Here is a 12,369-nt window from a genome sequence, read left to right on the forward strand (position 1 = left end):
GCGTCCGTATCAGGTGCCCCGGATGACCCGGGCGTCGGTTCGACGGGCAGCGGTTCGACAGGCGGCGGTTCGATGGGCGGCGGTTCGACGGGTGGGAAAGGAGCCGCGAGAGCATTCCCGGCCCATTCAGACGGCGGCCTGCCCCTTGGTCGGGTCAGCGGTGCCGGCGGCCGCGGAGAACGGAATGTCCTGGAACTTCCGGTGAACCGGGGTCCCGGCCGGACGGTTCCCGAACGACAGCGTCGTGGTCATGCTTCTCGCTCCTTACTGCCGGATCGATCCAGGGTGCAGTAGCGATACAGCTCGATGGCGTGCGGCAGAACGGCCGGGTTCGCGCAGGTGACGGCGAGCTTGGTCATCGTGCCAAGCGAAGTACTCGCCGCCGTTTCACCCGGAAGTGCGGTTCGATGATGATGCTGAAGTCTTTTGCGGAGATTGTCCATGGCCTGGGGCGGCGTCGTCCGAACTCGTCCGGAAGGGGCGAGCGGGCTTTTCACACGAGGTTCCGAAAGTTTCATTCGGGGAGAGTCCCCCGTCGGCCGCCATCGTACGGCTGACCTGAAACGCGACGACTTCCCCTTCGAATCGCCTGCACATGCAGTCAGAACGTGTTTGACGCCTTTACGTGCGCTTTTCTAGCGTCTCGTAACGTCCGGCCCCACCGGTCCCCACCAGATTGGACGCTGCATGAGACGGATCGGCATGAAGCTCATGCGCCTGGCGGTCGCCGCCGGCACCGTCGTCGCCGCGGTCGCGCTCGCGACGCCACCCGGAGCGCAGGCCGCCGCCGGAGACGGGACGCCCACCGACCCCAACATCCGCTTCGTCGGCCGCTGGGACACCCGCGACAGCACCGCCTACGTCCCCGGCTGGGCCGGCGCCTACCTCACCACCGGGTTCACCGGGACCACCGTCAAGCTCAGGCAGCGCAACACCATCGACCTCTACTACAGCATCGACGGCCGCCCCGACGTCTACCTGCAGAACGTACGAGGCACGGTCAACCTCACCGCCACCCCGCTTTCGGCGGGCAACCACACCCTGCGCGTGTCCTACCGGGTGGTGGCCGGCTCCTATCACGGCGACGCGGTGTTCCAGGGGCTGGTGCTCGACTCAGGCGCACGCACCCTGCCCGCCCAGGCGGCCCGAGGCATGGTCGAGTTCGTCGGCGACTCGATCACCGTCGGCACCACCACCTCGAAGAACGCCCTCACCGCGTACGGATGGCTGGTCGGCGAGCAGCTCGGGCTGGACCACATGCAGGTCGCCGAGGGGGGCGCCTGCCTGGTCAGCACCGCCGACGGCTGCGTCGGCCTGGACCGCCGCTTCGTGAAGGTCAGCGCCGCGGACGGGGCCGTCGACCACAACTTCGCCCGATACCAGGCGGACGTCGTCGTGATCAACCTCGGTACCAACGACGCCGGACACGGCGTGTCCACGACACAGTTCCAGGACTCCTACGTCGGCCTGCTGCGCACCATCCGGAGCAAGTACCCGAAGGCCGCGATCCTGGCCCTGCAGACCTTCCGCGGGCGGTTCGTCCCGCAGACCCAGGCCGCGGTGCAGACCGTCAACAACGCCGGCGACCGCAACGTCTTCTTCGTCGCCACCGACGGATGGGTGCCGTCCGACGGCCTGTCCGACAGTGTCCACCCCAACGACGCCGGGCACCGCGCGATCGCGGCCAAACTCGCGCCGATCGTGGCCGCCCACCTCGCTCCGCCCACCTCCCCCACCCCGACACCAAGCTTCACCCCGACGCCCTCCGTGACGCCCAGCCGCACCCCCACGCCGTCGCCCACCCCCACGCCGTCGCCCAGCGCCACCCCGAGCGGCCCAACCGGGGCGTGCGCCGTGCACTACAGCGTGACCAACCAGTGGCCCGGCGGCTTCCAGAGCGAGGTACAGGTGACCAACACCGGCGCCAGCACCCTGAACGGATGGGCGCTGGGCTGGAGGTTCTCCGACGGCCAGCAGATCAGCCAGGGCTGGAACGGCACATTCACCCAGACCGGCGCAGCCGTCACCGTCACGAACCCCACATGGAGCCCCGCCCTCGCGCCCGGCGCCTCCGCGACGGTCGGCTTCACCGGCACCTCGAACGGCGCCAACACCGCACCGGCCGCCTTCACCCTCAACGGCGCCGCATGCGCGCTCACCTGACATGACACGGCCGGTCGTGCGGCGGCCGTACTACCCGTGGCAGTCGCCGACCCGCTGAGAAGCACGCACGCCCGCTGACCGACCGAGCGCCCGCCCGAGAAGGAGAGAACCGCAGATGACCATGTTCCGACGGCGCGCCGCCACGGCGATCGCAGCAGCGGTGGCCGCGCTGACGGGGGCGCTGACCTTCGCGGCGGCGCCGAGCGCCGGCGCCGCCACCGGCTGCGCCGTCACCTACCGGATCACCAACCAGTGGACGGGTGGTTTCGGCGCGGACGTCACCGTGACGAACCTCGGCGACACGATCAACGGGTGGACGCTGACCTGGACCTTCTCCACGGGCCAGCAGGTCACCCAGGCCTGGAACGCGGCGGTCACGCAGACCGGGGCGAACGTCACCGCCAAGAACGTCGACTACAACCGCACCATCCCGGGCAACGGGTCGGCCAACTTCGGGTTCAACGGGTCGTGGAGCTCCGCCAACCCGGTGCCGGCGAGCTTCGCGCTCAACGGCGTCACCTGCACCGGCGGGGTCACCAGCAGCCCCAGCGCCTCTCCGACCCGCTTCCCCAGCCCGAGCCCCAGCCCGAGCCCCAGTCCGAGCCCCAGTGCGACGCCAAGTGCGAGCCCGAGCGCGACACCCAGCACCACCCCGACCCCCGGGAAGATCACAGTCTGGCTGGCCGGCGACTCCACCGTCGCCAACAGCTCAGGCGACCCCATCGTCGGCTGGGGCCGCGAGCTCGGCCAGTACCTCACCGCCAACGCCACCGTGGCGAACAACGCCGTCGGCGGCCGCAGCATCCAGACCTGGCTGTACGAGTCGGCCGTCACGAGCAGCACCAACTCCTCGGGCGAATGCGTCCTCAGCTCGACCGCCTACGCCGCCCGCTGGCAGTCCATGCTCGACGCCTCCACCGGGATGAAGGCCGGAGACTACCTGTTCATCCAGTTCGGCATCAACGACGGCTCCCCCACCTGCCCCCGGCACGTCGGCTCCGCCCGGTACCGCGAACTCCTCACCGCCATGGTCCGCGCCGCGAAGCAGCGTGGCGCCAACCCCGTGCTGGTGACCCCTGTGGCCGCCCTGACCTGCAGCGGAAGCACCGCCACGCCCAACCGCGGCTACCTGACCGAGACCTTCGACGTCGGCTCCGCCACCGGCACCCCGGTCATCGACCTGCACAAGCTGAGCTACACCCTCTACAACAGCCTGCGCTTCTGTCCGTACAGCGGCGACTACACCTCGGGCCCGGTGGGCGCGTTCTTCGCCAACGACCACACCCACTTCGAGGCGTACGGCGCCCGGCAGATCGCCGGCCTCGTCGCCGGAGCCGTACGCGACCAGCGGCTCGGCCTCGCGGCATACCTCCGATAACAGCCCGAGCTAGCCAGAACCAGCCCTGCGCGGCCGACCCGTCCGCCGCGCAGGGCGGCGGCTCCCCGCGCCGCGCGGACGAGGTCACCTGCGCGGCTCACTCCATGGCCGTGACCAGGTAGACGTCGCTGCCGCCGATGTGACCGAGCAGTTCGTCGAGGCGCGCGGCCGGAAGCGCGATCACCAGCCCGGTGCGCGCCTCGCCTCCGAGCAGGTCGAGAACCGTGACGTCGGTGAAGACCCGGGCGGCCGCGGGGCGGCCACGCACGGCCGGCGACGGCACCAGGCGCAGTGTCGCCGTCGTTCCCTGGGCGACTCCGTCGGCGAACAGCCGGCCGTTCGGGGGCCGGACCGTGACGACGACCCTGCCCACGGCCGCGCCTGGAGGCAACCGGGGACCAAGCACATCCGGGTCCACCGGCGCGCCCTCCTCCACGGCCCGCAACGTGTACCGCCCCGCGGCTTCCCCCGCCGAGGGACCGCTCACGTCAGCGGCCGTGAGCACCTGGTACGAGCGCAACGCGTGCACGGCCGTCCAGCCGGCCGGCGAGGTGAGGGATCGGATCGCCAGCCCTCCCCCGGCCACCAGGATCCCCAGGACGGCGGCCGCGCCCACCAGCCACGGGGTGAGCCGCAGTGGCCGCGCAGGGGATCCGCCCTGCGCGGGCGCAGGAGGATCCATGTGCGGATCAGCCGACCGGACCGGGGGCGGGCCATGAAGTGCGCCCCGCGGGGAGGCGTCCGGCGGCGTGGCCCTCGCCTCCGGTCGCGGATCCGGGAAGCCGAGGCTGGCCACGTGCTCGCTGTCGACCGCTCCGACGGTCCAGAGCTTGTCCAGTTGCCGCCACTGCTCCGCCTCGGCGCGGTATTCGGTGGGCCGCCGCAGACCCATCGTGTCCAGCAGTGTCCAGCGGTACACGTCGAAGGCGGCGCGGAAGAGCTCGCCGTACGGCTCGGCGGCACGCACCGCGCCACGGTAACCGGCCCAGGCGACCAGCAGGCCGCTCCAGCAGCAGAGGAGCGCCCCGTACCACGGGAGCAGGGCGGTGCCGAGCGCTCCGCCGAGCAGGGAGAAGACCAGGCCGAGCCCGCTGACCGTGATCATCAGGTCGAGGTCGCCAGCCGCGGAGGCGAACGCCTGGTGAAAGGTCTCGGGAAGGGTCGCGTACAGGCGCGGCCACGCGGTGACGCCGTCGATGGCGTATCTGTCGCGGCTGTGGTCCTCGGCTCCGCGCAGGATGTTGCCGAGCGTGGTCGGCATCAGACGGGATTCGTCGGCCGGATAGAGATGGGACCGGTGGTCGCCGCGCATCGGCTCGTCCGCCGCGGCCGCCGTGAAACGCGTCCGGCACCGCTCGGCCAGGCGTCCGCCGTACGGCAGCGCCTCCCAGTAGCCTTCGTAGATCCTGGTCAGCCCGACGCGCAGTACGGCGATGAGCCGGCTCGCCAGGAGCGCGGCCGCGAGCACGAGTCCCGCGAGGGTGACCTGCACCTCGGCGCCCAGCCCGGACCACCAGCGGACCGTGGTGGTCCAGCCCGTCGCCGCGGCACCCTCGGCCGCCAGGGCGCTCAGGAAGACCAGGACCGGCAGGAACGTCGTGGTGAGCAGCCGCCGGTCGACCACTCCGGACGCCGCCTCGACCAGCCCGCCCATGTCACCCGTTCCAGTAGGGGACGAAGTCGTGGTCGCCGTACTGGCAGGTGTAGCGGTGGGCTTGGCTGAACCGGCGGAAGGTGTTCGTGTTGCCGCACTCCGCGCACCGGATGCGGCTCGTGACGACCTCGGCCCGCCTGCCGGGCGGCTGGGCGTCGCCCAACTGCCTCCCGGAGAGAAGACCGGAGGAGGCGCTGCCGACGATCTCGGCCTTGATCGCCTCGGCGGTGACCACGCCGGTGACGCGCCCCTCCTGGACGATCACAAGTCCCGGCACGCCCGCCACCAGCGCGTGCAGCAGGTCCGCCGAGCCGAGCACATCCGTGATCGGGGTGTCCATCGCGACGACGCAAGCCTGGCCTGCCTCCCCTGCCCTGACGAGCCCGGCCGGCGCGCCGTCCTCGTCGACCAGGACCGTGAATGTCGTTCCCCGGTCGGGGTCCCCCGGCTCTCGTGCGTCCGTCACGGTGAAATCGCCTGTCATCAACTCGGAGATGGGCCGTCGCCGCTCCACTCGACCTCCTGTCCGCTATCAGAGCCAGTCGCCGATCAACTCGAAGGGCGCCCAGTGGTAGGGGTCGGCGAACGCCGGGACATTGAGATTCGGCTCGCCGCCGACGTCCATGGCGAGCCTCGCCTGGAGCATGCCGACCTCCGCCACCTCCCGCTGCTCCTCGTCCAGCTCGGGGTGGTCCACCAGGTTCCCGAACAGGCCGGCCGCGGCCGGGAAGTCACCGGCCGCGAGGTGGAGCCGTGCCTCCTCCAGCCGTACGACGGCCAGGGCGCGCGGGTCACCGGCCAGCCGCGAGCGGGCACCGCGCGCGTATTCGAGCGCGTCGGCGATCGTCCGGTCGCGGAGCCACAGCTGGGCTTGGCGCAGGGCCTCGGCCTTGGACGCACCGGCCCGCAGCGCCGCGTAGAACCTCCCGAACAGCATGCTGGTCGACAGCTCGTCCACCCGCCAGAGCGCGACCAGCGCCGAGGGCGCGCCGGCGTACAGCAGCGCCCGTGTGAGGCCGATCAGCTCGTCCCCCGGCCGGCGTTCGCTCACGCCGGTCTCGCAGGCCGCGAGCGTCACGAGGTCCACGTCCAGCCGCAGCCCGAGGATGTCCTCCGCGGTCAGCCGGCCGCCGGCGAGTTCGATGCCGGAGCGCATCGGCTCCATCGGGTCGAACACGCCGTGCGTCGCGAAGTGGATGACGTCCGGTGCGCCTCCGGGCTCGGCCAGCCTGGCGATCAGCGCCTCCCGGGTCGCCTGGGCCGCCGCCGGCACCCCCTGCCCGCCGAACTCCGCCGAGACCGCCAGCGCCTGTTCCCTCGCGAAGGCCAGCGGGTGCTCCGCGGGCGGATCGGCGACGATGAGCGCGGTCTCGCGGCGCGTCCTGCGCTTGGCCTGGCAGTAGCGCAGCACGGAGGCCGACGGCACGAGGACGACCGGGTTCCGGTCGATCAGCGGACCGCCGCCGACGGGTACGGCGTGCAGAGGCAGCAGATGGAGCGCGTCATGCGGCACCAGGTACACCACGTCCCCGGGCCCGGCCCACTGGACGACCGGCGCGAGCAACCGGACCAGCCGGTCGTCGGCGAGGAGCCGTCCGAGCCCCGCGCGCTCGCCTGACAGCGTCCCGCGGACCTCCTCGGCCAGTTCCCGGAGCTCGGCGCGGGTCACCTCCACCGTGACGACCTGCGGTTCCGGCGCGTCCGCCGTCACACCGAAGACGAACGTCTCGTGGTCGGTGACGTAGTACTCCGCCAGGACCAGGCGCCCGGGCGGGCCGGAAACGACGCCGGGTGACGTCTCGCCGGCCCGCCCGTCCGAGCGGGATCCGGCCGCCGGGGAGATCGGGGTGTCGTCCAATTCGGCCTCCTCACGCGGGCGGTTCGCTCCGGCGGGAGCCAGCAGAGCGGCGATGCCGTTCCAGCCGAGGCGTTCCCCTCGGCGCATCGACACGTACTCCGGAGCCTCCTCGCCGAGCCGGTCCTCCAGACGGCGCAGGACGGTCAGCGTCTCCCGGTGGGCCGTCAGCGACGCCGCGTCCGCGGACCCGCCGCCACGCAGGTCCCCCTCCAGGACGCGGAGCCGGTGTCGCGCCCGGGCCTCCTCCGCGAGGATCGCCTCCGGCGGTCCGGGCGGTGCGGGGAGGGCGGTCAGAGCGAGACGGCGTACGAGCTCCTGCCCCCGCGCGGCGTCGGCCCATTCCAGCGCGCCCGTCCGATCGTGCAGGTGGAGTGACAGCCTGACCAGCATGTCCAGGGCGTCGAGGCGGGACTCGCTGAAGAAGGTGACGGCGTCCGCCTCGTCCAGCAGAGCCCGGCGGGCGTCCCCGATCGCCTCGGCGGCGGCGAGGTAGGCGACGCGCGCCCGCTCGTAGTCCTCCTCCACCATGCTGGTCTCGGCCAGGAGGACACGCGCCTCGTAGACCATGTGGGGATCCGCGAGCGTCTCAGCCTCTTTCAGAGCCTCCTGCAGATGGCGGCGGGCCAGGGGGAAGTCCCCCTCGTCCCGTGCCAGCAGGCCCAGGTCGCTGAGGGTCGAGACGACCGCGCGCCGGTAGCCGGCCCGCCGCTGTATCGCCAGTGCCCGCTCGTGCAACCGGCGGGCCTCGCCGTGCTCTCCGGTGAGCTGGAAGAGGGACGCCAGGGCGCCCAGGTCGTCGGAGACACCGAGCTCGGCGCCGATCTCCTGATTGATGGCCAAGGAGACCACGAAGCACTCGATGGCCTCGGTGTGCCTTCCCTGGGCGTCCAGCGCCCTGCCCACGTTGTGCGTCGCGGCCGCCTCGCTCTCCTTGTTTCCCGCGGCGGCGTAGGCCTCGGCCGCCTCCCGGGCCAGCCGCTCGGCCGAATCCGGGTTGTTCAGCAGTTCGTGTACCAGGCCGAGGGTCAGCAGCACATGCCCGAGCGGCTCCGGACGATCACCTCGCCGGGCCGCCGGCAGGATGTCCTCGAGCAGCCCGCGCGCCTCGGTGATCCGTCCCTGGTCCTTGACCGCGACGGCCAGGTTGACGGCCACGCGGACGGCGTCCTCCTGCGAGCCGATCTGCCGCAGCCTCTTCAGCGCTTCGCGATGGGACTTCTCCGCAGCCGCGAGCAGGCCGAGGTCTCGTCGCACCAGCCCGAGAGTGTCCAGGGTGAGCGCGTACTGCTCCACCTGCTCCACAGCCGCGCCGGCGTCGACGCCGGCGAGCAGTTCGCAGGCCTCGGTCAGCGCCCGGAGGGCATCGCGCCCGCGGCCCGCTTTCAGCAGCGCCAGCCCCAGTCGCTGCCGCAGGGCCGACCTGACCGCCTGATCCGCGCCCTTGCTGTCGGCGAGCCTGCAGGCCCGCCGGTACTCGCGCGCCGCCTCTCCCGGTCTTCCGGCCGCCAGGCGGCGCCGGGCACGAGCGACATGTCGCGTCCACGGCCCGCTCTTCCGGACGCGCAACCGCCTCGGCATGGCCCTCCGCGCTGCTCGCTCGCCGCCCACTCAGATCCAATCGCCGCCACGCCGAAGCTAGCCCCACCGGATCGCGCCGAGAAGGCGTGATGCGCATTCGTGATGGAAGGTGCACCATGAGTGAACCGGCACCCGCACCGAAGCGTCTGCAGCGGTGGGAGGCATTGTGTCCGACGGAAACCGCACCTCCGGCCGCACCCTTCGCCGGCTGCTTTCCGACCAGCGCGCCGTACGCAGGTACGGCCCGGTCATCCGCCTACCCGGGCGGGCCGATCGCCTGTCCTCGTGGGCGTCGGGCATCGCCTGCGTGCTCCCGGCCGCGCTGGGCGTCTGGGCGGCGACGCGAGCCGGCGGGTCACCCGCCTGGACACCCGCGGCAGCCGGGCTTCTGGTCAGCGTGCACGTGACGGTCCGGATGACGACGCGGCGCGGCCTGATCCGCCGGCGGGTCCGGCTCCGGCGCTGGGGTGAACTCATCGTCCTCGCCGCCGGCGCGTTGCTGGTCCTCTCCCCCACCGGCGCGTGGATCGCCGGCGCGTGGGCCGGGGCGACCTGGGCGACGGCGTACGGCGGGACGCTGCTCGCACTCGCCGTACTCGCGTCGCGGGTCGTGGTCGGCGTCTACCGCACGTTCGTGAACCTTCTGGGGACGCGCCGCCCCAGCACGCTCATCCGGGTTCCCCTGGCAGGAGCGTCGGTCGTGGCGAACCTGCTGCTGCGCTGTGCCTGGGCGCCGTTCCTGATGGCCTTCGTGATGCATCCCGACGCGCGGCTCGCCGCGCCCGCGCTCACCCTGGCCGCACTGGAGACGATCATGACGATCGACCAGGCCGTCGCCGAAACGTTGACGGAACAGCGGTCGGATCTGCGGGCGTTCCACACCCCCGGCTCCCGTGGCGTGGACCCCGCGGCCGAGGTCATGCGTTACACACTCGCCGTCCTGGAACATCGGGCGATCCCTCCCGTCTCCCGGCTCGCGGAGATTCTGGACCAGGAGGCGTCCGCCCTGCGCGTGTCCGCATACCTGGGCGAGTGGCTCTACGACGGCGTCCTGTCCCGTCCCCGCAGGCCCGATCGCACGCTGGTCGCCATGCTGCTCCTGGACGCGCGGCTCACCGCCGGCGCCGCCTCCACCGACGCGGCCCTGCGCCGCGTCGAACTGGCCGAGCTCGCCTTGGACCTCGTCGACGCGGAGGTGCTGCCGCGGATCCAGCCCCGGCACGCCGCACGCCTGACCCGCTACCTGGCGATCCAGCGCACCGCCTGCCTCTGGCAGCGGGCGGAGATCTACCAGTACCGCGGGTGGGAGGACGAGGTGCTGGCCACCTGGAAGGAGTGCGCCCGGCGTTACGCCGAGCTCGGCTTCCCCCGGTTGGCCGCCCAGGCCAGGCACACCGCGTGGAGCCGCCTGCTCAGCAGGCACGGGCTCGACTCCGTGGACCTGGACCACGAACTCCTCTCACCTGGCGACAGCCCGTACGTCCGCAGCAGCGCCATGCTGGGCCTGGCCGTCGCCCGGCAGCTGAGCGGCGACGAGGAGGGCGCACGCCGCCTGGCGGCGGACGCGGCGGCCGTTCCCCGAGAAGGGCTCAGGGAGTGGTTCGCCTGGGGCCGGGAGCATTTCTCCGGCCTCAGCCCGTATCCGTTCGTCCTGCTGATGTCCGGCCAAGCGCACCGGAACCTGAACAAGCAGTTGTCCTCGTGGCTTTCACGGCGCACTGTCCCACCCCATCCGGCCTGGGGTAACCCCATCCGGGATCTCGTCCTCCGCGCCGACGGGCTGGTGCAGGAAGGACGGGCCATCGAGGCCGCCGCGCTCTTCGCCGACGCCGCGCGCCGTGCCCGCGCCGCCGGTCAGCTGATCTGGGAGATGACCGCGCTGACCGGGTTGTCGCAGCTCGCGAGGTTCGTCGGTGACGCGGGACTGGCCAGGGACAGTCTGCTCGAGGCGATGCGCTCGGCGGAGGATCTGCGGGGGCGCGCTCTGAGCCCCGAGCTGCGCATCAGCGCCGGCGGATCGATCAGCGGCCTGTACGACCTGGCGGTGTGGCTGTTCGCCTCGTCCGCCCCGGCCGATCCCGGGACGGCCGACGGCGAAGACGGCGGCCGGGCCGGGCCGGCGAGCCCGGCGGTCACCGCATGGCACTTCTCGGAGCTGGCCCGATCCCGCGTCTTCCTCGAACTCCTCGGCGAGCGGCTGGCGCCGCCGTCCGCGTCCGGGACCGCGCGAGAACGCGACGCCTACGAGAACTACCTCCGCCTTCGTGATCGGTCGTCGTCACGGAGCGCAGGTCCGGAGGAGGCGCTGGCTCTGCGGAAGGCACGCGAGGAGTGGCACCGCGCGTGTGAGGAACTCGCCGCGGTGGACGGCGCCTCGGCCGAGTACGCGACCCTGCGGCTCGGCCGCCCGATCGACTATGAGGAACTGCGCCGCCTCCTCACCCCGTCGCATCGCCCGTACGCCTGACTGGTCGAGGCCGGCGAGGCGGCTCGTTCGGGGTCAGCTCAGGTCGTCGAACTCGCCGTCCTTGACCCCACCGACGAAGGCGTCCCACTCGGACGGCGTGAACGCGAGAACCGGACCGTCCGGATTCTTCGAGTCGCGGACCAGGAACAACCGGTGCGCGTCCGCCTTGTGCTCCGCGCCCGCCTCGGCAGCGTCGGCGACGGCGATCTCGACACAGTTCGAGCCGTTGCCGCTACGACGGCTCTTTCGCCACGTGACGCGGGACAGGTACACGGACACCCCTTGGCTTCTCTCGACAGGATCGCTCTCATCGGGACCCCTCGGCCAGCCGCGCGATGAGTCGCCTCGACTCGTCGGGGTCGAGCGCCATCGCTCGAAGATGGTCGAAGGCCAGCGAGTACCGGTAGATCTCGGCATCGCTTTCGACGTACAGATTACTTGTCGTGCCCTCGACGTACACCACATTTGGATCGTGACTTTCACGGAATTCAAGCAGGGCGAAAGTCCCCGCTGTCGCGGGGTGCGCGCCCTTGGCGAAGGGCAGCGCCTGGATAGTGACGTTGTCCCGGTCCGCGAACTCCAGAAGCCTCGCGTACTGCTCGCGCATGATCGCCTCGGAACCGACCCTGCGGGTGAGCGCGGCCTCGTCGACGACCGTCCAGAACCGCAGCGGGCTCTCGTCCCGGAGCAGCAGCCGCTGCCGGGTCATGCGCACCTCCACCCGTCGCTCGACCTCGGCCGGGGAGGACAGGCCCATCAGGGCGGCGCGGATGATCTCCCGGGCATACTCGTCGGTCTGCAGCAGGCCGTGCACGATCATGCCGTCGTAGCTGCGGATGAACGCCGCGTCGGCTTCGAGCTGGATGTAGGCCGAGTAGTCGCTCGGCAGCGAGTCCGCGTAGGCGTCCCACCAGCCCCGGGTGCGGGCCGTCCTCGCCAGCGCGTGCAGGCCGGCCCGCCTGTCGTCGGCCAGTTCGTAGAGGTCGAGCATGCGGGTGAGGTCCGGCGAGGTGATCCCGACGCGGGCCGTCTCGATCCTGGACACCTTCGCCGCCGACCAGCCGAGGCGCTCGGCGGCGTCCTCCAGGGTCAGCTCTTTGCGTTCGCGCAGCCTGCGCAGTTCGCCGGCCAGCCGTCTGCGCCGGACCGTGGGACCACGCCCGTTCGTCACGGAAACCTCCCTGATCGTCACGCACAGTGTGCCGCCCCAGGAGGGACCGCATCAGGGAAACCAGCGAAGACGCCACACGGAGCAAATTTGCAATTTCGCT

General features: G+C 71.8%; 9 protein-coding genes. 3 read left to right on the forward strand and 6 right to left on the reverse strand.

Annotation, left to right across the window (positions count from 1 at the left end; translation table 11 throughout):
• Positions 1–126: 126 nt before the first annotated feature.
• The gene (locus tag FED44_RS38225; RefSeq protein ID WP_262367355.1) at positions 127–252 is read right to left on the reverse strand and encodes a hypothetical protein; all 126 of its coding nucleotides are present in this window, start codon (positions 250–252) and stop codon (positions 127–129) included.
• A gap of 435 nt (positions 253–687) precedes the next feature.
• Between FED44_RS38225 and FED44_RS27135 the strand changes: the two genes are divergently transcribed.
• Together FED44_RS27135 and FED44_RS27140 are read left to right on the forward strand one after the other, a co-directional pair.
• On the forward strand, positions 688–2,163 hold the full coding sequence (locus FED44_RS27135) for a cellulose binding domain-containing protein (protein ID WP_167521607.1): 1,476 nt from the start codon (positions 688–690) through the stop codon (positions 2,161–2,163).
• Between the two features lie 115 nt (positions 2,164–2,278).
• Positions 2,279–3,541 carry a cellulose binding domain-containing protein gene (locus FED44_RS27140; protein ID WP_208759200.1) on the forward strand — a complete coding sequence of 421 codons (1,263 nt, stop codon included), beginning with the start codon at positions 2,279–2,281 and terminating at the stop codon, positions 3,539–3,541.
• A 97-nt stretch (positions 3,542–3,638) separates the two neighbouring features.
• Here the strand turns inward: FED44_RS27140 and FED44_RS27145 are convergent, their stop codons facing one another.
• From FED44_RS27145 to FED44_RS27155, 3 genes are all read right to left on the reverse strand, one after another.
• Complete coding sequence (locus FED44_RS27145) at positions 3,639–5,195, reverse strand: hypothetical protein (protein ID WP_138462485.1); 1,557 nt, start codon at positions 5,193–5,195, stop codon at positions 3,639–3,641.
• Between the two features lies 1 nt (position 5,196).
• A complete protein-coding gene (locus tag FED44_RS27150; protein ID WP_138462486.1) occupies positions 5,197–5,661 on the reverse strand; it encodes a hypothetical protein in 465 nt (154 codons plus the stop codon).
• A 66-nt stretch (positions 5,662–5,727) separates the two neighbouring features.
• Positions 5,728–8,631, reverse strand: coding sequence for a CHAT domain-containing tetratricopeptide repeat protein (locus FED44_RS27155; protein WP_138462487.1), 2,904 nt, complete (start codon positions 8,629–8,631; stop codon positions 5,728–5,730).
• Between the two features lie 166 nt (positions 8,632–8,797).
• On the opposite strand from FED44_RS27155, the gene FED44_RS27160 reads away from it, so the two are divergent.
• Positions 8,798–11,098: a DUF3080 domain-containing protein gene (locus FED44_RS27160; RefSeq protein WP_138462488.1), complete on the forward strand. Its 2,301-nt coding sequence runs from the start codon at positions 8,798–8,800 to the stop codon at positions 11,096–11,098.
• Positions 11,099–11,131: 33 nt separating this feature from the next.
• Here the strand turns inward: FED44_RS27160 and FED44_RS37710 are convergent, their stop codons facing one another.
• Together FED44_RS37710 and FED44_RS27170 are read right to left on the reverse strand one after the other, a co-directional pair.
• On the reverse strand, positions 11,132–11,371 hold the full coding sequence (locus FED44_RS37710) for a DUF397 domain-containing protein (RefSeq protein WP_244302297.1): 240 nt from the start codon (positions 11,369–11,371) through the stop codon (positions 11,132–11,134).
• A gap of 34 nt (positions 11,372–11,405) precedes the next feature.
• Entirely contained in the window at positions 11,406–12,269 is an 864-nt protein-coding gene (locus FED44_RS27170) for a helix-turn-helix domain-containing protein (RefSeq protein ID WP_117409705.1), read from the reverse strand.
• Between the last annotated feature and the right edge of the window lie 100 nt (positions 12,270–12,369).

Source organism: Microbispora triticiradicis, from assembly GCF_005864065.1.
In the GTDB taxonomy this organism is placed as follows: Bacteria; Actinomycetota; Actinomycetes; order Streptosporangiales; family Streptosporangiaceae; genus Microbispora; species Microbispora triticiradicis.

Excerpts from the sequence above, each read along its gene's own strand:
- FED44_RS27155 (WP_138462487.1), bottom strand. The coding sequence starts at position 8,631 with ATGCCGAGGCGGTTGCGCGTCCGGAAGAGCGGGCCGTGGACGCGACAT.
- FED44_RS27145 (WP_138462485.1), bottom strand. The coding sequence starts at position 5,195 with ATGGGCGGGCTGGTCGAGGCGGCGTCCGGAGTGGTCGACCGGCGGCTG.
- FED44_RS38225 (WP_262367355.1), bottom strand. The coding sequence starts at position 252 with ATGACCACGACGCTGTCGTTCGGGAACCGTCCGGCCGGGACCCCGGTT.
- FED44_RS27140 (WP_208759200.1), top strand. The coding sequence starts at position 2,279 with ATGACCATGTTCCGACGGCGCGCCGCCACGGCGATCGCAGCAGCGGTG.
- FED44_RS27135 (WP_167521607.1), top strand. The coding sequence starts at position 688 with ATGAGACGGATCGGCATGAAGCTCATGCGCCTGGCGGTCGCCGCCGGC.